18 protein-coding genes and 1 riboswitch are annotated in these 21,664 nt (G+C 69.1%); of the genes, 8 read left to right on the forward strand and 10 right to left on the reverse strand.

Going from position 1 to position 21,664, the window contains the following annotated elements:
* Positions 1-71: 71 nt before the first annotated feature.
* From cydD to ACFU95_RS22240, 3 genes are all read right to left on the reverse strand, one after another.
* Entirely contained in the window at positions 72-3,623 is a 3,552-nt protein-coding gene (gene cydD / locus ACFU95_RS22230) for a thiol reductant ABC exporter subunit CydD (protein ID WP_383830210.1), read from the reverse strand.
* A gap of 64 nt (positions 3,624-3,687) precedes the next feature.
* Entirely contained in the window at positions 3,688-4,707 is a 1,020-nt protein-coding gene (gene cydB, locus ACFU95_RS22235) for a cytochrome d ubiquinol oxidase subunit II (RefSeq protein WP_383830213.1), read from the reverse strand.
* 20 nt (positions 4,708-4,727) lie between these two features.
* Positions 4,728-6,236 (reverse strand): cytochrome ubiquinol oxidase subunit I, encoded by a 1,509-nt coding sequence (locus ACFU95_RS22240; protein ID WP_383830216.1) that lies wholly within the window; start codon positions 6,234-6,236, stop codon positions 4,728-4,730.
* A 141-nt stretch (positions 6,237-6,377) separates the two neighbouring features.
* Here ACFU95_RS22240 and ACFU95_RS22245 point away from each other — a divergent pair, with 141 nt between their 5' ends.
* A complete protein-coding gene (locus tag ACFU95_RS22245) occupies positions 6,378-6,770 on the forward strand; it encodes a cyclophilin-like fold protein (RefSeq protein WP_383830219.1) in 393 nt (130 codons plus the stop codon).
* 15 nt (positions 6,771-6,785) lie between these two features.
* Here ACFU95_RS22245 and hisC read toward each other — a convergent pair whose 3' ends face one another.
* Positions 6,786-7,865: a histidinol-phosphate transaminase gene (gene hisC, locus ACFU95_RS22250; protein ID WP_383830222.1), complete on the reverse strand. Its 1,080-nt coding sequence runs from the start codon at positions 7,863-7,865 to the stop codon at positions 6,786-6,788.
* Between the two features lie 448 nt (positions 7,866-8,313).
* On the opposite strand from hisC, the gene ACFU95_RS22255 reads away from it, so the two are divergent.
* The 3 genes from ACFU95_RS22255 to ACFU95_RS22265 all read left to right on the forward strand — a co-directional run bounded on the left by ACFU95_RS22255 (position 8,314) and on the right by ACFU95_RS22265 (position 11,807).
* Entirely contained in the window at positions 8,314-9,426 is a 1,113-nt protein-coding gene (locus tag ACFU95_RS22255) for a LacI family DNA-binding transcriptional regulator (RefSeq protein ID WP_383830225.1), read from the forward strand.
* Between the two features lie 241 nt (positions 9,427-9,667).
* Positions 9,668-10,744, forward strand: coding sequence for a metallophosphoesterase (locus tag ACFU95_RS22260; protein WP_383830228.1), 1,077 nt, complete (start codon positions 9,668-9,670; stop codon positions 10,742-10,744).
* Between the two features lie 193 nt (positions 10,745-10,937).
* Entirely contained in the window at positions 10,938-11,807 is an 870-nt protein-coding gene (locus ACFU95_RS22265) for a hypothetical protein (RefSeq protein ID WP_383830231.1), read from the forward strand.
* A gap of 85 nt (positions 11,808-11,892) precedes the next feature.
* On the opposite strand, the gene ACFU95_RS22270 is transcribed toward ACFU95_RS22265, so the two are convergent.
* Together ACFU95_RS22270 and thiC are read right to left on the reverse strand one after the other, a co-directional pair.
* Positions 11,893-12,969 carry a hypothetical protein gene (locus ACFU95_RS22270; RefSeq protein WP_383830234.1) on the reverse strand — a complete coding sequence of 359 codons (1,077 nt, stop codon included), beginning with the start codon at positions 12,967-12,969 and terminating at the stop codon, positions 11,893-11,895.
* A gap of 194 nt (positions 12,970-13,163) precedes the next feature.
* A complete protein-coding gene (gene thiC / locus ACFU95_RS22275) occupies positions 13,164-14,948 on the reverse strand; it encodes a phosphomethylpyrimidine synthase ThiC (protein ID WP_383830236.1) in 1,785 nt (594 codons plus the stop codon).
* A riboswitch (TPP riboswitch) is annotated at positions 14,941-15,130 on the reverse strand. (Overlaps the previous gene by 8 nt.)
* A gap of 293 nt (positions 15,131-15,423) precedes the next feature.
* Between thiC and ACFU95_RS22280 the strand changes: the two genes are divergently transcribed.
* Positions 15,424-17,016 carry a YibE/F family protein gene (locus tag ACFU95_RS22280; RefSeq protein ID WP_383830239.1) on the forward strand — a complete coding sequence of 531 codons (1,593 nt, stop codon included), beginning with the start codon at positions 15,424-15,426 and terminating at the stop codon, positions 17,014-17,016.
* A 148-nt stretch (positions 17,017-17,164) separates the two neighbouring features.
* On the opposite strand, the gene ACFU95_RS22285 is transcribed toward ACFU95_RS22280, so the two are convergent.
* From ACFU95_RS22285 to ACFU95_RS22300, 4 genes are all read right to left on the reverse strand, one after another.
* A complete protein-coding gene (locus ACFU95_RS22285; protein ID WP_030048438.1) occupies positions 17,165-17,602 on the reverse strand; it encodes an SsgA family sporulation/cell division regulator in 438 nt (145 codons plus the stop codon).
* Between the two features lie 99 nt (positions 17,603-17,701).
* On the reverse strand, positions 17,702-18,436 hold the full coding sequence (locus ACFU95_RS22290; RefSeq protein ID WP_383830466.1) for an IclR family transcriptional regulator: 735 nt from the start codon (positions 18,434-18,436) through the stop codon (positions 17,702-17,704).
* A gap of 332 nt (positions 18,437-18,768) precedes the next feature.
* A complete protein-coding gene (locus tag ACFU95_RS22295) occupies positions 18,769-18,981 on the reverse strand; it encodes a DUF5326 family protein (RefSeq protein ID WP_383830242.1) in 213 nt (70 codons plus the stop codon).
* 201 nt (positions 18,982-19,182) lie between these two features.
* The gene (locus tag ACFU95_RS22300) at positions 19,183-19,500 is read right to left on the reverse strand and encodes a cupin domain-containing protein (RefSeq protein ID WP_383830245.1); all 318 of its coding nucleotides are present in this window, start codon (positions 19,498-19,500) and stop codon (positions 19,183-19,185) included.
* Between the two features lie 59 nt (positions 19,501-19,559).
* On the opposite strand from ACFU95_RS22300, the gene ACFU95_RS22305 reads away from it, so the two are divergent.
* From ACFU95_RS22305 to ACFU95_RS22315, 3 genes are read left to right on the forward strand one after another with little or no spacing between them, the layout of a single operon-like run.
* Positions 19,560-19,937, forward strand: a complete 378-nt coding sequence (locus ACFU95_RS22305) for a phage holin family protein (RefSeq protein WP_383830248.1) — start codon at positions 19,560-19,562, stop codon at positions 19,935-19,937.
* A gap of 7 nt (positions 19,938-19,944) precedes the next feature.
* A complete protein-coding gene (locus ACFU95_RS22310; protein WP_383830251.1) occupies positions 19,945-20,436 on the forward strand; it encodes a low molecular weight protein-tyrosine-phosphatase in 492 nt (163 codons plus the stop codon).
* On the forward strand, positions 20,433-21,587 hold the full coding sequence (locus tag ACFU95_RS22315) for a cystathionine gamma-lyase (protein ID WP_383830254.1): 1,155 nt from the start codon (positions 20,433-20,435) through the stop codon (positions 21,585-21,587). The genes ACFU95_RS22310 and ACFU95_RS22315 overlap by 4 nt, the downstream gene beginning before the upstream one ends.
* The last annotated feature ends 77 nt before the right edge of the window (positions 21,588-21,664 follow it).

The raw sequence follows: 21,664 nt of genomic DNA on the forward strand, positions 1-21,664 counted from the left end.
GGCTGTTGACGTGAGCACCAATCAGCACGGCCCGGTTCCGCATTCACCCGCGCCGACGCCTCGGCCGTGCGCTACGGCGCCCCCACCAACAGATCCGTCTCCTCCTCCCGCTCCACCATCCTCCGCAACGGCCCCTCCTCCACGGCCAGTTCCGCGAACGTCCCCTGCTGCACCACCCGCCCCTCCTCCAGCACGATCACCTCGTCCACAGCCTCCAGTCCGGCCAGCCGATGAGTGATGAGCAGGGTCGTACGGTCCTCGGTGGCAGCCAGCAGATCGGCGGTGAGGGCATCGGCGGTCGGCAGGTCGAGGTGCTCGGCGGGCTCGTCGAGGACGAGGACGGGGAAGTCGGCGAGCAGCGCCCGGGCCAGCGCGAGCCGCTGCCGCTGCCCACCCGAGAGCCGTGCCCCGTGCTCGCCCACGAGCGTGTTCATGCCGTCGGGCAGGCTGTCGGCCCAGTCGAGCAGCCGGGCGCGGTCCAGGGCGGCACGCAGTTCCGCCTCGGTGGCGTCCTTCTTGGCGAGCAGCAAGTTCTCGCGCACGGAGCTGTCGAAGAGATGCGCGTCCTGCGCGCACAGCCCGACGAGCCGCCGTACGCCGTCGCCGTCCAGCGCGTACGCGTCCACGCCGCCCAGCGTGTACGAGCCCGCCTCGGCGTCCAGGAGGCGCAGCAGCGCCTGCGCCAGCGTCGTCTTGCCTGACCCGGACGGTCCGACGACGGCGATCCGGCGGCCTTCCTCCAGGTTCAGGTCGAGGCCGGCGAGCGCGTCCCGGTCCTGCCCCGCGTGGCGGACGGTCAGCCCCCTGAGGGCGACCGGGAAGGGCGACGCGGGTGCCTGCCGGGGCCGCTCCGGCTCCCGCACCGGCTCGGGCGCGTCCAGCACCTCGTAGACGCGCTCGGCGCTCCTGCGCACCCGCTGCCGGTACTGCACGGCGAGCGGCAGGCCCATGACGGCCTCGAAGGCGGCCATCGGCGTGAGGACGACGACGGCCATCGCGACGCCGCCGAGCCGCCCGTCGGCGACCGCCTGGGCGCCCACAAGGGCGGTGGCGGCGACGGTGAGCCCGGAGACCAGCGCGGTGAGTCCATCGCCTAGCGCGGTCGCTGTCGCGGCTCGCGAGGCGATCCGGGTGAGCGTCCGGTCGGCCCGGCGCGCCTCGGCGGTACGGCTGGGCAGGGCGCCGGCGACGGTCAGCTCCGCGGTGCCGGTGAGCAGATCCGTCACACGCGTCGCGAGCACTCCGCGGGCGGGGGCCAGCCTGCGCTCGGCGCGCCGGGCGACGCCGCCGGTGACGAGCGGGACTCCGGCCCCGGCCACGAGCAGCCCGACGGCGAGTACGGCGCCCGCCTCGGGCAGCAGCCAGGCGGTGAAGCCGACGGCCCCGGCGGACACCACGGTCGCGGCTGCGGCGGGCAACAGCCACCGCAGCCAGTAGTCCTGCAGCGCGTCCACGTCCGTGACGAGCCTCGCCAGCAGATCGCCCCGCCGCGTGCGGCGCAGCCCGGCCGGAGCCAGGCGCTCCAGCCGTCGGTACACGGCGACCCGGGTGTCGGCCAGCATCCGCAGCACCGCGTCGTGCGACACCAGACGCTCGGCGTACCGGAACACGGCCCGCCCGATACCGAACGCCCGCGTCGCCGTCACGGCCACCATCAGATACAGCACGGGCGGCTGCTGCGAGGCCCGTGAGATGAGCCACCCGGAGGTGGCCATGAGCCCGACGGCGCTGCCGAGCGCGAGGCTCCCGAGCAGCAGCGCGAGGACGAGACGACCGCGCCGGGGGCCGGACATGGCACGGACACGGGCGAGGGCACCCCGCGCGCCGGTCGTGAGCGACACGGACTCGGAGCCGCCCGAATGGGCGGCCTCGGCGCTGTCCGAGACGGACACGTCGTCCGAAGCGATACCGCCGTGCACGTCCCGCTCGGTGTCCGAGCGAACATCGGACGCCTTGGGCATGCCCTGCGCCTGCGCGGGCGCCACGGCCCCCACCAGCCGCACCACCCGGTCCGCCACGCCCAGCAGGGCCGGCCGGTGCACCACGAGCAGGACGGTCCGACCCACGGCCAGCCTCCGCACGGCTTGCACGACCTCGGCTTCGGTGGCCCCGTCCAAGGCGGCCGTCGGCTCGTCCAGCAGCAGTACGGGCCGGTCCGCGAGGAACGCCCGGGCCAGCGCGAGCCGTTGCCGCTGCCCCGCGGACAGTCCGGCCCCGTCCTCACCCAGCACCGTGTCGACGCCCTCGGGCAGCGCCTCCACGAACTCCAGGGCTCCGGCATCCGCCAACGCCCGCCTCACGGCCACGTCATCGGCGTCGGGACGCGCCAGCCGTACGTTCTCGGCGATCGTCCCTGCATACAGATGCGGCCGCTGCGGGACCCAGGCGATGCGCGAGCGCCACTCCTCCGGATCGAGCTCGGCGAGATCGGCTCCCCCGACCATCACACGCCCCTCGGTCGGCCGCACGAAGCCCAGCAGCACGTTCAGCAGGGTCGACTTGCCCACGCCGCTCGGTCCGACGAGCGCGACCGTCTCACCGGGCTCGACACGGAAGGACGCGTCCGACACGGCGTCGGCGGACCGCCCGGGATAGCGGACCGAGACTCCCTCGAACGACACCGCCCCCGTCGGCACCGTCGCGGTCCCCGAAACCGGCACCGGAGTCTCCAGCACCTGGAAGATCTCCTCGGCCGCGGACAGACCCTCGGCCGCCGCGTGGTACTGCGCGCCCACCTGGCGCAACGGCAGATACGCCTCCGGCGCCAGCACCAGGACGACCAGGCCGTCGTACAGATGCATCTCGCCGTGGACGAGCCGCATGCCGATCGTCACCGCGACCAGGGCCACCGAGAGCGTCGAAAGCAGTTCCAGCGCGAAGGAGGAGATGAAGGCGATGCGCAGGGTCCGCATGGTCGCCCTGCGGTACTCGCCGGTGATGCTCCGGATCGACTCGGCCTGCGCCTTGGCGCGCCCGAACACCTTCAGGGTCGGCAGACCGGCGACGACGTCCAGGAAGTGCCCGGACAACCGGGACAGCAGTTGCCACTGCCGGTCCATACGGGACTGCGTGGCCCAGCCGATCAGCATCATGAAGACGGGGATGAGTGGAAGCGTGCCGACGATGATCGCCGCCGAGACCCAGTCCTCGGTCACGATCCTCGCCAGCACCGCCACCGGCACGACCACCGCGAGCCCCAACTGCGGGAGGTAGCGCGAGAAGTAGTCGTCGAGAGCGTCGACTCCTCGGGTCGCGAGGGCGACCAGCGATCCCGTCCGCTGTCCGCTCAGCCAGCCGGGCCCCAACTCGGCCGCCCGCGCCAGCAGCCGCCCCCGCAGCTCCGACTTCACTGCCGCGCTCGCCCGGTGTGCGGCGAGTTCGGTGAGCCAGGCGACCACCGCGCGGCCGACGGCAACCGCCACCAACCACAGCAGGGGAGTGCGCAGTTCAGCCGCGGACATCCCGTGCTGGAACGCCCCCACCACCGCCTCGGCGATGAGCATCGCCTGCGCGATGACCAGCACCGCGCCGACGGCACCCAGAGCTACGACTGCGAGCAGGAAGAGGCGAGTGGCACGGGCGTAGCGAAGGAGACGCGGGTCGATCGGTTTCACGTGAAACATGCCCTTCGGTCCGGGGCGGGGAGTTTCACGTGAAACATCGTGAACCACCCCGCCCGCAGCGGACTCAGTGCTTGGCCCCCGCAGCGGCGTCCGCGGCGATGTGCTGCGTGCCGATCCGCTTACGGAACACCCAGTAGGTCCAGCCCTGGTAGAGCATGACGATCGGTGTGGCGATCACCGCGCACCAGGTCATGATCTTCAGTGTGTAAGGGCTCGACGACGCGTTGGTGACCGTGAGGCTCCACTGGTCATTCAGCGAGGACGGCATGACGTTCGGGAAGAGCGTCAGGAAGAGCATCGCCACGGCGGCCACGATGGTGACGCCGGAGAAGGCGAACGACCATCCCTCACGGCCGGCCTGGTTCGCCACCAGCGCCGCCACCAGCGCGGTCACGGCCACCACCAGCGCTACCAGGCTCTTACCATCTCCGTTCTCGACCTGCGTCCAGAGCAGGAAGATCAGCGCCAGCACGGCGGCGACCAGGCCGACCCACAGGGCCAGCTTCCGGGCCCGCTCCCGGATCTCCCCGACGGTCTTGAGCGCGGTGAACACCGCACCGTGGAAGGTGAACAGCGTCAGCGTCACCAGACCGCCGATGAGCGCGTACGGGTTGAGCAGGTCCCACAGGTTTCCGACGTACTCGAAGTTCCGGTCGATCTTCACGCCGCGCACGATGTTGCCGAAGGCCACACCCCACAGGAACGCCGGGAGCAGCGAGCACCAGAAGATGGCGTGCTCCCAGTTGCGCTGCCAGTTCTCCTCGGGCCGCTTCGCCCGGTACTCGAACGCGACACCCCGGACGATCAGGCAGACCAGGATGAGCAGCAGGGGCAGGTAGAAGCCGGAGAACAGCGTGGCGTACCACTCGGGGAAGGCGGCGAAGGTGGCACCACCCGCCGAGAGCAGCCACACCTCGTTGCCGTCCCAGACGGGGCCGATGGTGTTGATCAGCACCCGCTTCTCGGGCCGGTTGCGGGCCAGCAGCTTGGTGAGCACGCCGACCCCGAAGTCGAAGCCCTCCAGGAAGAAGTAGCCGATCCACAGGACGGCGATCAGGACGAACCAGACGTCGTGAAGTTCCATGACTGTGCAGCTCCCTCGGCCTAGTACGAGAAGGCCATCGGCTTGTCGGCGTCAGGGGAGTCGCCGCCGATCTTCGTGGGCGGATTAAGGTCGGCCTCCGTCAGCTCGGGCGGACCGGCCTTGACGTACTTCACGAGCAGCTTGACCTCGACGACGGCGAGGATGGCGTAGAGCGTGGTGAAGACGATCATCGAGGTGAGGACCTCGCCCTGGGAGACGCCGGGGGAGACCGCGTCACGGGTTCGCAGGACGCCGTAGACGACCCATGGCTGACGACCCATCTCGGTGAAGATCCAGCCCCAGGAGTTGGCGATCAGCGGGAAGCCCATGGTCAGGACGGCGATGCGCCAGTACCACTGGGTGAGCTTCGGGCCGAGGGCCTTCTTGGGCAGCAGCACGACATGCGGCACCTCGTCGTCACCGACCCTCAGGTGCTGCGGCAGCATGAACTTCTTGCGGGTCAGCCAGAGTCCGGCCAGGCCGATGGCGAACGACGTCATGCCGAAGCCGATCATCCAGCGGAAGCCCCAGTAGGCGACGGGGATGTTGGGCCGGTAGTCACCGGGACCGTACTTCTCCTGCTCGGCCTTGTTGACGTCGTTGATGCCGGGGACGTACGAGCTGAAGTCGTCCTTGGCGAGGAAGGACAGCAGGCCGGGGATCTCGATGGCGACCTTGTTGTGGCCCTTGTCGACATCGCCGTAGGCGAAGACGGAGAAGGGCGCGGGAGCCTCACCGTCCCACAGGGCCTCGGCGGCGGCCATCTTCATCGGCTGCTGCTCGTACATGATCTTGCCGAGGACGTCGCCGCTGATCGCGGTGAGCATGCCGCCGATGACGACCGTGACCAGGCCGAGCCTGAGCGAGGTCTTCATCTCGCGGATGTGCTTCTTGCGCAGCAGGTGGAAGGCGGAGATGCCGACCATGAACGCGCCACCGGTGAGGAAGGCCGCGGAGAGGGTGTGGAACGCCTGGGCGAGCGCGGTGTTCTGGGTCAGTACGAGCCAGAAGTCGGTCAGCTCGGCCCGCCCCTTCGCCTCGTTGATCCGGTAGCCGACCGGGTGCTGCATCCAGGAGTTGGCCGCGAGGATGAAGTACGCCGACAGGATCGTGCCGATGGAGACCATCCACATACAGGCCAGGTGGATCTTCTTCGGCAGCTTGTCCCAGCCGAAGATCCACAGACCGATGAAGGTGGACTCGAAGAAGAAGGCGATCAGGGCCTCGAAGGCGAGTGGGGCACCGAAGACGTCGCCGACGAAGCGCGAGTAGTCGGACCAGTTCATGCCGAACTGGAACTCCTGCACGATGCCGGTGACCACCCCCATCGCGATGTTGATCAGGAAGAGCTTGCCCCAGAACTTCGTCGCCCTGAGGTACTTCTCCTTCTCGGTGCGCACCCAGGCCGTCTGCAAGCCGGCCGTGAGGGCCGCCAGTGAGATCGTCAGGGGGACGAACAGAAAGTGGTAGACGGTGGTGATACCGAACTGCCAGCGCGCCAGAGTCTCCGGCGCCAAAGCCAGGTCCACGTCGCCGCTCCTTACTACCGCTTGTGAAAGCGTTCACATTCACAAGCAATTATGCAGCACCGTCCTCCCGACCCCCAAGGGGGGTCCCTTCTTGAGGTCAACCCCTTGGCGCGAACTTCAACATATTGTTGAATCGGCGGCATGCAGACACCGACGCCGACACACATACGGATCTCCTGGCCCGCGGGACACCTCACCGCGGCCCTCGACGACACACCGACCACACAGGCCCTCGCGAAGGCCCTGCCCCTCGTCTCCACCGCCCGCACCTGGGGCGAGGAGGTCTACTTCGACACGGGTGTCGCCGTTCCACGTGAAACCAACGCCCGGCAGGTAGTCGAGCCGGGCACGGTCGCCTTCTGGACGGACGGCGACGCGCTCGCCCTCCCCTACGGCCCCACGCCGATCTCGCAAGGCGACGAGTGCCGCCTCACGAGCCCGTGCAACGTCCTGGGCCACATCGACGGCGACCCGCGCCTGCTGGCCACCGTCCGCGACGGCGACCCGGTGCGCGTGGAACTCGTGGAGGCCTGACCGGCTTACGGAGCCCTACAGCTCCTTGCGGAACCCTTCCGACACCTTCAGGAAGATGTCGTTCGCCTCGGCCTCTCCGATCGTCACCCGCACACCCTCGCCCGGGAACGGTCGGATCACGACGCCCGCCTGCTCACAGGCCTGAGCGAAGGCGACCGTGTGCTCCCCCAGCCGCAGCCACACGAAGTTGGCCTGGGTCTCGGGCACTGTCCAGCCCTGAGCGCGCAGCCCGTCGACCACGCGGTTGCGCTCGCACACCAACGAACCGACCCGGCCGATCAGTTCGTCCTCTGCTCGCAGCGAGGCGATGGCCGCCTCCTGCGCGATCTGACTCACCCCGAAGGGCACGGCCGTCTTGCGCAGCGCCGCCGCGACCGGCTCCTGGGCGATCGCGAAGCCGACGCGCAGGCCGGCGAGGCCGTACGCCTTGGAGAACGTCCGCAGGACACAGACGTTGGGCCGCTCGCGGTAGATCTCCACACCGTCCGGTACCTCGGGGTCACGGATGAACTCGCGGTACGCCTCGTCCAGCACCACCAGGACATCGCCGGGCACCCGGTCGAGGAACCGCTCCAGCTCGGGCCGCTTCACGACCGTGCCTGTCGGGTTGTTCGGGTTGCAGACGAAAATCAGCCTGGTGCGGTCGGTGATGGCGGCGGCCATCGCGTCCAGATCGTGCACATCGCCCGGGGTGAGCGGCACCTTGACCGACGTGGCCCCGCTGATCTGCGTGATGATCGGGTACGCCTCGAAGGACCGCCACGCGTAGATGACCTCGTCGCCGGGTCCGGCGGTGGCCTGGATCAGCTGCTGGGCGACGCCGACCGAGCCGGTGCCGGTGGCCAGGTGCGCGGCCGGGACGCCGAAGCGCTCGGACAGCTCGTTCATCAGCCCCGTGCACATCATGTCCGGGTAGCGGTTGAAGGACGAGGCGGCGGCCGTCACGGTCTCCATCACGCCGGGCAGCGGCGGATAGGGGTTCTCGTTGGAGGACAGCTTGAAGGCCACCGGGCCACCGGCCGCGGCGGGCTTGCCCGGCTTGTAGGTGGGAATACCCTCCAACTCGGCGCGCAGCTTCGGGCTCGTCTCGCTCACCGCAGTCCTCCTCGCGACCACCGGCGGCCCATCACCACCGCCGGCTCCAATACTTCTCACCTTATGAGGATTCGGCGCCGATGCGTACAGGTGCGGCGGGCTCGTCTGCCAACCCTGCTCCCCCTCCTGGATTCCCTCCTGTCACACCTGCATCAGGGGCATCGCCGTACGAAGGCGTACGAATTAGGGGGCGCATCACACATATATCTATGCGCCGGTGGCTCGCGCCGTGGCGCGCATCACCCGTGCAGGTGAGTTGAGACCTCTTCGAAACATCGGGCACTTGGCAGGCACGTGCGTGCCGACAAGTCACGTCCTACCATTGGATCGTTCAACTCCCTTGGTTTCCAAGGGGTTTGACGCAAGATGACCTTGCAGAAACGTGTCTGTCAACGACTGCATATGCGTCCGCACTACCCCACCGAATGAGCCCTACTATCGGCTCGCCATGACAGCAGCAGGGAAGCACCAGGTGAGCCGCGCGGAAACCTCACGTCGAGGCAGCCGGCCCGGCCGGGCGGGTATCAGAGACGTGGCCGCCGCCGCCGGGGTCTCCATCACGACCGTCTCCGACGCCCTCAACGGCAAGGGCCGGCTCCCGGACGCCACCCGACGCCATGTCCGTGAGGTGGCCGACCGGCTGGGCTACCGCCCGTCGGCCGCCGCCCGGACACTCCGTACCGGCAAGTCAGGACTCATCGGCCTGACCGTGACGACATACGGGGATGAACCTTTCACCTTCACCGAGTTCGCGTACTTCGCCGAGATGGCCCGTGCCGCCACCTCGGCCGCGCTCGCCCGCGGCTACGCCCTCGTGATCCTGCCCGCCACCTCACGCCACGACGTCTGGTCGAACGTCGCCCTGGACGGCACGGTCGTCATCGACCCGTCCGACCAGGACCCGGTCGTCAGCGAGCTGGTCCGGCAGGGGCTCCCGGTCGTGTCCGACGGCCGCCCGGCCGGCTCGCTCCCGGTCACCGCCTGGGTCGACAACGACCACGAGGCCGCCGTACTCGGCATCCTCGACCACCTGGCCGACGCGGGCGCCCGCCGGATCGGACTGCTGACGGGCACCACCACGGACACGTACACCCACCTGTCGACCACCGCGTATCTGCGCTGGTGCGAGCGGGTCGGCCAGGATCCGGTGTACGAGGCCTACCCGGCGCACGACCCGTGCGCGGGCGCTGTCGCCGCCGACCGGCTGCTCGCCCGCCCCGACCGGCCCGACGCGGTCTACGGCCTGTTCGACCCCAACGGCACCGACCTGCTCGCCGCCGCCCGCCGCTACGGTCTGCGCGTACCGGACGACCTGCTTCTGGTGTGCTGTAGCGAGTCCACGGTGTACGCCAACACCGAGCCGCCCATCACCACGCTCTCCCTGAAGCCCCGCCGCATCGGCACGGCCGTGGTCCAGCTCCTCATCGACGCCATCGAGGGGGTCGATTCGGACCAGCCGGTCGAGCAGGTGATACCGACGGAGTTGATCGTGCGTACCTCGTCCCAGCGACGCCCGCCGCGTACGACGGTCAGTCCGCCCCGGTCGCCCGAGGACCGGTAGGAGCCGGCCGAGGAACGGCACCAGCAGGTCGAGGGGCTGCGGGAGCGCGATCAGCGAGTGGTCGAAGCCCGGCCCAATCGGGGCGAAAGCCGCGGTGAACAGTAGTCCTGCTCCGATTCACCACCCCTGGGTCATCACATGGCGCGATCGGCATTCCTATGATGGGCCCACGACACCCGCGGGCCGCTGCGACCAGGCAGTCCGATGCGGTGCAGCTGCGGCGCGATGGTGGAGGGGTCTGATGACTCAGGGGGCCGGTCAGGGACCCGAAGTGGAGCGGACGGCGACGTTGCGCGACTTCCGGGTGCCCGCTTACGTGCACGAGACCGGTCCGTACGCCCACAGCACACACCCGGGCGAGGTCGCGCCGCTCCTCGACCAGGCGTATCCGGAGGGGTACACGCCGACCCAGCGGGACCTGCCCGTGATCAATCGCGGCGACACGGTCCAGGTGCACGTCGACCCCGACTCCCTGCCCGCCCCGCAGCCGGCGGACGGTCCCGGCCCGCTGTTCGTCGTGGGCGACGTGCACGGCTATCTCGACGAGCTGGTGGCCGCCCTCCAGGAGAAGGGCCTCATCGACTCGGCGGGAAACTGGTCCGCGGGCACCGCCCGGCTGTGGTTCCTCGGTGACTTCACCGACCGTGGCCCCGACGGCATCGGCGTCATCGACCTCGTGATGCGCCTGTCGGCGGAAGCCGCCGCGGCCGGCGGCTACTGCAAGGCCCTGATGGGCAACCACGAACTGCTGCTGCTCGGCGCCAAGCGGTTCGGCGACACCCCTGTCAACTCCGGGGCGGGCACCGCCACCTTCCAGGCGGCCTGGCTGCTCAACGGCGGCCAGAAGACCGACATGGACCGCCTCCAGGACCACCACCTTCAGTGGATGTCCCGGCTGGACGCCATGGAAGAGGTCGACGGCCATCTGCTCGTGCACTCGGACACCACTGCCTATCTCGACTACGGCAACTCGATCGAGGCGGTCAACGACACCGTCCGCGAGACGCTCACGCGCAACGACGCCGACGAAGTCTGGGATCTCTTCCGCAAGTTCACCAGGCGCTTCTCCTTCCGCGACGAGGGCGGCGCCGACCATGTGCGCTCCCTGCTCGATACGTACGGCGGTACCCGCATCGTTCACGGCCACAGCCCCATTCCGTATCTGATGGGCGAGGTCGGCTCCGAGGACGGCGAGGACAGCGGCGGGCCCGTGGTCGAGGGACCGCATGTCTACGCCGACGGCCTCGCCATCGGCATGGACGGCGGCGTGACCATGGCCGGAAAGCTGCTGGTCCAGCAACTTCCCCTGGATATCTGAAGGTTCACCGGGCAGACGTCCTCGCATCGCGCAGTGACGGATGACGGCGCAGGCCAGGGCCCAATTTTGGCAAACCCCCTGTCACCGTGTGCCGTCACCGCTCTACCATCGGCTTATCCGTAGCAGGCTCCCCTCCGTTTCTGCCCGACGGCTCGTTGGCATGCGAGCCCCAAGCCCTACGGAGCATCGGGGGATGCACATGAACAGCGTTCCGCAGCACCTGCACAGCGAGGACCGCCAGGAATACGAGCGGATCCTCGATGAGGCGCTGCGCTCCGCACCACACCACCCGGAACTGACCGCTGTCGGACAGCGGCTCAATCCCGAACAGCTGCGCACCATGGCGCTCAACGCCACCGCACTCATCACGGCGGCCGCGGCGACCGAGTACCAGCACTACGTGAAGGTCCGCGAGGAACTGCGCCAGCCGGCGCCGTCCACCCCGTCGTCCACCCGCGAGTCCGGCTCCAGCGAGTCGGGGACGGGCGGGATGGGGCTCGCCACCACCATGGGAGAGGTCGCCGAGACAGCAGGCCCGGGCATCGTGGCCGTGCTCGCGGTCCTGGCACCCGTCCTCGCCGGCACCGCCGCGGCGATCTTCCTGCTCGTCGGCTACATCCTGAAGATGTTCAAGCCCGAGCCGGCGTTCGCCCAGACGATGCTCACCACCGGCTGGGTGTTCGGCGCCCTGGCAGCGGCCGCGATCCTGGTCGCCGCCGTCGGGCTCCTGCTCACCGCTCTGCGTAACCGCCCGGCCTTCGACGGCGGTCCGTACGGCGAACTGAGCGAGGAGGTCACCCGAGCCAGGGACGTCTGGCGCGAAGCCCTGCTGGAGCGTGGCATCCTGCCCTTCCTGCGGGAGGCACTGGCCGACCCCGGCACGGCAGCGGTCCTGCACCGTACGCCGCCGTCGACGCCGGTCAGCCGCATCCCGAACCTGGGCTACGACCGTCCAGGGTTCAGCAGCCCGGACGAGGGCGCCTCCCGGGGCTCGCGTCCGAGCTACACGAGCCCGGACTACACGAGCCCGGACTTCGGAGGGCCGGAACACCAGCCGGAGTAGCCCCTCGGCTTGCGCCCCCGCCTGGGGAAGCTCTCGCTTTTGGGGAGCGCAAGCCGGACACCCGGCCGGGTCCGCCGTCGGCTGTCTACAGGCGGCGGAGCACCTGAGCCTCGACGCGTTCCACGAGCGTACGGCTGAAGGCGTGCACCAGGGCCAGGTGGAAGAGCGCCGGTGCCAAGGGCGCCCAGCGGTGCACCCGGTCCTCCCTCAGCAGGTAGCGGACCACCGGAGCCGGCCGGAACGGCACGTAGTCGATGGTCTGGTGCTCCCATCGGTCCGCGACACCCCTGCTGATCCGCTCCTGGAGATCCTGGCTGCGCAGTTCCTTGAGCCGGGCGAAGAAGTGAGCGCTCCAGTGACGCTTGTCCACGTCCAGGACGAAGGCCAGGAGCTCCAGCTTGTACTCGTGCGGTTCGAGCGCCAGTTCCTCCCGCATGCCGCGGCGCGCCACCGCGTGCAGATCCGGTGCGCTCCGCCCGGAGGAGTCGATGTGCCGTGACATGCCCTCGTTCACAGACGAGTTCCACACACCCGGCGCCATCCGCACCCGGTCGCTGCGTTGGCTGACGACCAGCATGTCGTCCGCGGTCACCACCGCGATGTTGACGGCGAAGCTGCAGTGCAGAAAGGGCGGCGCCTTCAAGGGCTCGTTCGCGTCCAAGTAGGCGGAACGGGGGGTCGATCCGTCGGGCAGCCGACGATCCAGCTGCTGGGCGGCGAGAAAGGTGTAGTAGTCGGTCGGCCTCAGCCTCAGATGGATCTCGGGTCGCTCGTCCAGGGGGGTGCGGGAGATGTCGAACGACTCGACCGCGTATCGCGGGCCGTTCCACAGCGGGGTGCGTCCCTCCTCCCGTAGCCGCTCACTTTCCACAGCGATCTCGTCCCGCCAGGGCACCATGTCCGCGGGCAGTGCCACCTCCTCGTCGAGCACATGGACGTAGACCGTCTCGGGGGGAATGAGGGCCTCTCCGTCACCCTCCACGACCAGCGCCGATGTCTGCAGCGGCCCGAGGGAGAAGGTGCTCCACGCCGGACCCGACTCCTCCCGGCGCCCCAGGCTGCGTATCGCGCTCCTCGAACGTCTGCGCATCCGGAACAAGGCGTCCTGCAGAGGTTGCTGGGACAACACCGCGAACAGCATGCCGAGTACGGCGCCCACCACGCCGTTGGGCCACGTCTATCCCGCCCATGTCAGAGACAGTAGTGATCTTGACGAGGCCGGGCGGCAACGTGCCCGTTCCGTTATGACGGCCGCACCCGCGTGCGCCCCTCGGAGAATCGGCTAGCCCCACCGTCCCGCGCCTCCGGCTCAACCCACCGGGCCGGCCGGAAACTCGGGACGGTGACCGGCGCAGCTCAGTCCGCCATCGGCAGGTACACCCTGTTGCCCGCCGCAGCGAACTCCTTCGACTTCTGAGCCATGCCCTCCTCGATCTCCTCCTGAGACCCGCCGTGCTGGCGGCGGATGTCCTGGGAGATCTTCATCGAGCAGAACTTCGGCCCGCACATGGAGCAGAAGTGAGCCGTCTTGGCGGGCTCGGCCGGCAGGGTCTCGTCGTGGAACTCCCGTGCCGTGTCCGGGTCGAGAGCCAGGTTGAACTGGTCCTCCCACCGGAACTCGAAGCGGGCGTCGGACAACGCGTCGTCCCACTCCTGCGCACCGGGGTGCCCCTTGGCGAGATCGGCCGCGTGGGCAGCGATCTTGTAGGTGATGACGCCGGTCTTGACGTCGTCACGGTTGGGCAGGCCCAGGTGCTCCTTGGGCGTGACGTAGCAGAGCATGGCCGTGCCCCACCAGGCGATCATCGCGGCACCGATGCCGGAGGTGATGTGGTCGTACGCGGGGGCGACGTCGGTCGTCAGCGGGCCGAGCGTATAGAACGGAGCTTCATCGCAGATCTCCTGTTGAAGGTCGATGTTCTCCTTGATCTTGTGCATCGGGACATGTCCCGGGCCCTCGATCATGGTCTGTACGTTGAAACGCTTGGCGATGGTGTTGAGTTCCCCGAGGGTCCTCAACTCCGCGAACTGCGCCTCGTCGTTGGCGTCCGCGATCGAACCGGGCCGCAGACCGTCGCCGAGGGAGTACGTCACGTCGTACGCGGCGAGGATCTCGCAGAGTTCCTCGAAGTTCTCGTACAGGAAGCTCTCCTTGTGGTGCGCCAGGCACCACGCGGCCATGATGGAGCCGCCGCGGGAGACGATGCCGGTCTTCCGATTGGCCGTGAGCGGTACGTACGGCAGGCGCACACCGGCGTGGACCGTCATGTAGTCCACGCCCTGCTCGGCCTGTTCGATGACCGTGTCCTTGTAGATCTCCCAGGTCAGCTCCTCGGCCCGGCCGTCGACCTTCTCCAGCGCCTGGTACAGCGGCACCGTGCCGATGGGGACAGGGGAGTTGCGCAGCACCCACTCGCGGGTGGTGTGGATGTTGCGGCCGGTCGACAGGTCCATGACCGTGTCGGCGCCCCAGCGGGTAGCCCAGGTCATCTTCTCGACCTCCTCCTCGATGGAGGAGGTGACCGCGGAGTTGCCGATGTTGGCGTTGACCTTCACCAGGAACCGCTTGCCGATGATCATCGGCTCGATCTCCGGGTGGTTGACGTTGGCGGGCAGCACCGCCCGGCCCGCGGCGATCTCCTCGCGGACCACTTCGGGGGACACGTTCTCCCGGATGGCCACGTACTCCATCTCGGGTGTGACCTCGCCGCGACGCGCGTAGGCGAGCTGTGTCACCGCCTTGCCGTCGCGGCCCCGACGGGGCTGGCGCGGCCGTCCGGGGAAGACCGCGTCGAGGTTGCGCAGGCCGCCGCGAGGCGAGGTGTGCTTGATCCCGTCGTCCTCGGGACGGACGGGACGGCCGGCGTACTCCTCGGTGTCGCCCCGGCCGATGATCCAGTTCTCCCGCAACGGGGACAGCCCCCTGCGGACGTCCGTGTCGGCGAGTGGATCGGTGTACGGGCCCGAAGTGTCGTACAACGTGACCGACTGCCCGTTGGTGAGGTGCACCTGGCGGACCGGCACCCGCAGATCGGGGCGTGAACCCTCGACGTACGCCTTGTGCCAGCCGATGGACTTCCCGGCCTCCTCGGACGTGTCGCCCTGAACGGAGGCAGGCGTGCGTGCGTCCTTGATGGTCATGAGACCTACTCCCTACGCCGGCATTACCCGGTAACAGGTTCGGCGGTCGACGCAGCGGCTTCCGTCTGCCGACGTTTCGTGTGAAACATCACTCGCGATGGGTGATGTTTCATGTGAAACATCGCTGGGACGGAGGTCAGCGCCCTCTCAGCCCGGTGCTCCGAGCTCCCGCGTGTACAAAGGTGGCACCACGCTAGCGTCAATTCGGGCGCGGTGAACAGAGGGCCCCGGTCGTTCTTGCGATGATCGGTCGGTGACCACGACCCATGAACCCCCGTACCCTCCGTCCGAGCCGCCACGTGGCTCCGGCTCCGGAAACGGCCCCGCGCGGGGCAACGGCCGTACGGACGGCCGGGGTTCAGGTGCTCCCGTCGGCAGATACGACGGTGGTTACGGTCATGCTGCCGGCGGCGGTCACGACGATCACACGTCCGGAACCGGTGGTTGGCATGAACACGGCTTCGGACCCGGTGGGATGCAGGAGCACGAGGGCGGGGTCGGCGGCGGGCACGGATCCGGTTCCGGGGGCCTGCACGATCACGGTCACGGTGTCGGCGGCCCTCCGGGGCGGGGGCCCGGCCCGGGTGACGGACACGGTCACGATTCCGGTGGCGGTCATGGGCATGGTCCCGGTTCCGGCGGTCGGCGTGGCGGCGGTGACGGTGGCGGTGGCGGTGGCGGTGGCGAGCACGGGCCTGGGCATGGGCATGGGCATGGGCATGGGCATGGGCATGGGCACAGTCATTCCCACGGCCCGGCGGCTCCCGTATCCCAGCATCTGCGCAAGGTCATCGCGGCGATCCTGATCCCGTTCGCCGCGGCGGTGGTGGTGGGGCTCGCTGTGCTGTGGCCGGGCGGAGCCCCGCCGCACGAGCGCACCGGGGTCGGATTCGACCGGCAGACACAGCAGGCCACGGTCACCAAGGTGGTCGAGCTGAGCTGCAAGGACGTCAACGCCTCGGGAGTCCCCCCGACCGGCGACACCTCCACCGCCGAGGGCTCCTCCGCCGTGCAGCAGGACAGCGGCACCTGCAAGAAGGCGACGATCCGGGTCGACACGGGCAAGGACAAGGGCCGTACGTTCACGGAGATCGTGCAGCCCGACCAGTCACGCCAACTGCACGAGGGCCAGGAGGTCGTGGTCGCCTACGAACCCTCCGCGCCCAAGGACCTCCAGTACGCGGTCACCGACGTGAACCGTAAGTTCCCGATGGCCCTGCTCGCCGGCATCTTCGCGCTCGCCGTCGTGGTGGTGGGCCGGATGCGCGGTGTCATGGCGCTGGTCGCGCTGGCCATCAGCTTCCTCGTGCTGACCTTCTTCATCCTGCCGGCGATCCTTCAGGGCTCGAACCCGCTGGTCGTGGCGGTGGTGGGGGCGAGCGCCATCATGCTGATCGCCCTCTACATGTGCCACGGCCTGTCGGCCCGTACCTCCGTGGCAGTGCTCGGCACGCTGCTTTCACTCCTGCTGATCGGCGTTCTCGGCTCGGGGTTCATCGACTGGGCCGCACTCACCGGCAACACCGACGACAACACCGGCCTGATCCACGGGCTCTATCCGTCGATCGACATGAGCGGTCTGCTGCTCGCCGGCGTCATCATCGGTTCGCTCGGTGTCCTCGACGACGTGACGGTCACCCAGACGTCCGCGGTCTGGGAGCTGCACGAGGCCAATCCGACGATGGGCTGGCGCGGTCTGTACCGGGCGGGTATCCGCATCGGCCGCGACCACATCGCGTCCGTCGTCAACACCCTCGTCCTCGCCTACGCGGGTGCCGCGCTGCCGCTGCTGCTGCTCTTCTCGATCGCGCAGAGCGGCGTGGGGACGGTCGCCAACAGCGAGCTGGTGGCGGAGGAGATCGTGCGCACGCTGGTGGGCTCCATCGGTCTGGTCGCGTCGGTGCCGGTCACCACCGCCCTCGCGGCCCTGGTGGTCTCAGCCGACCGGCCGGCCAACGGGACGGTGCCGGCGGGCGCCCAGCCGGTCCCGGCGGGCGCGGCCACGGCTTCGACGGGCGCACAGCCGGCTTCGGGGCGCGGCGGGCGGGGACGTCGACGCAAGCGGTGACGGGAAAGAACGCCGAGCCGGGGCGTCAGGCTCCGCCCGTCCGGCGGAGCGCGAAGCACATCCAGCGGTGCGGTAGCGCTCCCACGCGCCCCTTGCGTACCCGCTGAAGCGTTACGCCACCCCACCGCACGACGGCTGCCGTAACGCTTCAGCCCGCGCTCTGTTCCTCCGCGAGGATGCGGTCCAGGGCCTCGTCGAGGTGGGCGTCGAAGTCGGCGAGCGCGCCCTCCTGACCGAGCGGCACCAGCTTGTCGGTGCGGTCGAGGAAGGCCACCAGCGGCGCCACCGAGGAGCGGAACAGCGCCTGGTCGGCACCGACCTGAAGGCGGATCAGCACGTCACCCAGGGTCTCGGAGCCGGCCGGGGAGACCCGTACGTCTCCCTCCCCGCAGGGCCTGCCCACTCCGTCGACCAGCAGTTCCCGGCCGAACGCCCAGGTCACCGGCGCATCGCCGGGCAGGTGGAAGGTCAGTCGTACGGCATAGGGATCGCAGGTCTCGTAGCGCAACTCCACCGGGATGCGGAAGGAGAGCTCCTCGGACACGAGAAAGCTCATCATGACCTCTGCCTCTACGGACTCGCGCATCGCCTACCCCGTCGTTTGCCGTCGACTGGCCGGGAGAGGGTGCCCCGACACTGGTGGAATCTTGCTGAACGTACACGAGAGATCACAAGGAGTGAGTTTTCAGATACTGATAGAGATCGCGAGTGACCCCAGGAGCCGTCCGATCTCGTCCTGCAGCTGCCGTGCCGCCGACAGCAACCGGTCGGCCTGATGGACGGGCAGCGAAATGGCCATCGTGGCGGCCGTGGTGCCCACCGTGATCGGGATCGCCGCACACACCGTGCCGAGCGCGTATTCCTGGCGCTCGGTCACCGGCTCCATCCGACGGGTCCGTTCGAGGCGCCGTAGCAGGGTGCGGCTGTCGCGCACGGTGTACGGGGTGATGGACTGCACGGGGTGACGGTCGAGGTGATCGCGGCGGGCGTCGTCGTCCAGCTGGGAGAGCAGGCACTGACCGATGGCGTGCGCGTGGCCGGTCTCCCTGAAGTCGGCCCATTCCTCGACCGCGGGATTGCCCGGGGTGTCCGAGACGCACATGACCTCGATCTCACCGTCGCGGTACTGGGCGTAGTAAACAGGGACACCGATGGCATCACGCCATTGAGCGAGCGCGTCGGCGACCGTGCTGCGACGTTTCTGCTGGGCACCACTGCTGCTCAGCCGTACAGCCGCGTCACCGAGGAAGAACAGCCCTTTGTCCCGGCGCAGATAGCCCTCGTGCACCAGCGTGCGCAACAGGTGGTAGGCGGTGGGCAGCGCCAGGCCGGTCTCACGGGCGAGTTGCTTGGCGGGAGCGCCGTAGTCGTGCTCGGCGACACACTCCAGCAGGCGCATCGCCCGCTGGACGGATCCGATGAGCGTCGCGGACTGCGGCTGCTCGGGGGATGTCGGGGAGGCCTGCCGCGGTACCTGGGGTACGGAGGAATGCGGCCGTCCGAGGGGTGAGTGGGGTTCTGAGGGGGCGGTGTCAACCGTGGCCAAGGGTCACTCCCGGAGCGCGAGGGGGGAGCCCGTGCGGGGAAACACGGGGTGGGGGTGCACGCCGCTCGCGGGGGCGTCCCCGCGTCGATTTCCGGACTCTATTGGTCGGCCACCGCTCGCAGACGCACTGCCCGGAAAACTTCCCTCGCCCGAGGGAACCGGTGATTCCTGTTACCGCCCACCGGTCCCCACGGCCCTCACGGCCCTCACCAGTCGCTGCGTGACGAGGAACTCGTCGTGAACTTCCGTACGACGTAGATCAGTCCGCCGACCAGGGCCACGAAGACCAGCACCTTGAAGAGCAGTCCGATGACGAACCCGATGACGCTGGCTATCAGCCCGCCGAACACGACCAGGGCGATGACCGGCACCGCGATCCACTTAACCCACCACGGCAGTCCTGCGAAGATCTCACGCATCGCCCTCGTCCTTACCTCTCCGCCCGTCTCTGCGCCGGGTTCTGATGTTTCGAATCCGCTGACTTCGTGGCCTTCGTATCCACTGAGACCCAAGCCGCTGATTCCCTGCCCTCGATGCTAGGTCCGGCAGGTGCCCCGGCGGGGGCCTCGCAGCCCTTGTCCTCCCCTGATCGATCCCCTAGGGAACCCCTAGGCCAAGGGTCAGCTCTCAGGCGGAGAGAACATCACCAGCACCCTCAGGTCCTCGCTGATGTGGTGGAACCTGTGGGCCACACCGGCCGGCACGTACACCACACTGCCGCGCGCCACCTGTGTGGTCTCCAAGCCGACAGTGATGTGGGCGCGGCCACTCACAACGAAGTAGACCTCGTCCTGGTTGTGCGGCTTCTGTGGATCATGCTCGCCGGCATTGAGCGCGTACAGACCGACCGACATATTGCGCTCCCGCAGAAACTGCAGGTAGGCGCCCTCGTTGGCGGCGCGCTCCGCCTCCAGTTCGTCCAGCCGGAAAGCCTTCATCGCTCTTGCCGCCCTCGTCCCCGTGTTTATCGCCGATCTCGTCTGCCACGATCAGACACATGAAGAATTTCGTAGTCAAGACGATCGCCAACGCGGGTGCCCTGGCGGTCGCCGTCTGGCTGATAGACAAGATCACCCTCACCGGTGACAGCACGGGCAAGAAGATCGGCACCCTGCTCCTCGTCGCGCTGCTCTTCGGCCTGGTGAACTTCGTCGTCAAGCCGATCGTGAAGCTCCTCAGCCTCCCCCTGCTCATCCTGACGCTCGGCCTGTTCACCCTGATCGTCAACGCGCTGATGCTGCTGCTGACCTCGTGGCTCGCCGACAAGTTCGATCTGAGCTTCCATGTCGAGGGCTTCTGGACGGCCGTGCTCGGTGGCCTGATCATCTCCATCGTCTCCTGGGCGCTGCACGTCGCCCTGCCCGACGGGGACTGAGCATCCGATGACCTACCGCGTCTGCTTCGTCTGCACCGGCAACATCTGCCGCTCCCCGATGGCCGAGTCCGTCTTCCGCGCCCGCGCGGCGGAAGCCGGACTCGACGGCCTGGTCGAGGTCGACAGCGCCGGCACCGGCGGGTGGCACGAGGGCGACCCGGCCGACCCCCGTACCGTCTCCGTCCTTGAGGAGCACGGCTACGACAGCGGCCACACGGCCCGGCAGTTCCAGACGTCCTGGTTCGAGCGCGTCGACCTCGTGATCGCGCTCGACGCCGGCCACCTCAAGGCCCTGCGCCGCCTCGCTCCCTCGTCGGAGGACGCGGCCAAGGTGCGGCTGCTGCGTTCCTACGACCCCGCCGCGGGCGACGACCTCGATGTGCCCGACCCGTACTACGGGGGCCGGGACGGGTTCGAGGAGTGCCTTGAGATGGTGGAGGCGGCAAGTACGGGCCTCCTCGCCGAGGTCCGCGAACACGTGGAGGGACAGACGCCATGAGCGGTACGGGGCCTCAGGAACGGCATTCCGGCGGCGGAGACGGCACGCGCGCGGTGCGGGCCGGGCTGCCCGAGGCGGTCAAGTACGAGCCGACCCTGCCGGGTCCCGTGTTCGCCGCCCACTACCACCTGCCGGGCGAGCCCACCGGACCGTACACCTACGGCCGTGACGAGAACCCCACCTGGACACACCTGGAGCGGGCGATCGGCGAGCTGGAGGCGCCGGGGGAGGTCGGCGTCGAGACGCTGGTCTTCGCGTCGGGCATGGCCGCCACGTCGTCGGTGCTCTTCTCCCAGCTGCGGGCCGGGGACGCGGTCGTCCTGCCCAGCGACGGCTACCAGGCGCTGCCCCTGGTGCGTGCGCAGTTGGAGGCGTACGGCATCGAGGTGCGCACGGCGCCGACCGGTGGGGACGCCCAACTCGGCGCCTTGGACGGCGCGAAGCTGCTGTGGATCGAGACGCCGTCCAACCCCGGTCTCGACGTGTGCAACGTCCGGCGGCTCGTCGAGGCGGCACACGCGCGTGGGGCCCTCGTCGCCGTCGACAACACGCTTGCGACGCCGCTCGGGCAGCGTCCGCTGGAGCTCGGTGCCGACTTCTCGGTGGCCAGCGGCACCAAGCAGCTGACCGGACATGGCGACGTGCTGCTGGGCTACGTCTCCGGCCGCGACGCCGGTGCCATGGCCGGCGTACGGCGTTGGCGCAAGATCGTCGGAGCGATTCCGGGGCCCATGGAGGCCTGGCTCGCGCACCGTTCGCTCGCCACGCTCCAGCTGCGGGTGGAGCGGCAGAACGCCAGCGCCCTCGCGATCGCCGAGGCGCTGCGGGACCGGACGGAGGAGCTCGGGGTGCGTTATCCGGGGCTGCCCGGCGACCCCTCGCACGAGATCGCCTCACGGCAGATGCGGCGCTACGGATGCGTGGTGTCCTTCACGCTGCCCACGCGCGCGCGTGCCGAGCGTTTCCTGGAGGCACTGCGGCTCGTCGATGACGCGACCAGCTTCGGCGGGGTGCGTTCGACGGCCGAGCGGCGCGGACGCTGGGGCGGCGACGCCGTGCCGGAGGGCTTCATCCGGCTGTCGGTCGGTGCCGAGGATCCCGAGGATCTGGTGGCGGATGTGCTGCGCGCGCTCGACGCATCGGCTCAGTGACCGGGCCCGCCCCCGCGTCCATCAGTCTTCGGATACGGAGAACGGGCGGTCCGAACCTCCCCCCTCGTGGCTCGGAC

The organism is Streptomyces sp. NPDC057623 (assembly GCF_042800355.1).
Taxonomy (GTDB): Bacteria; Actinomycetota; Actinomycetes; order Streptomycetales; family Streptomycetaceae; genus Streptomyces.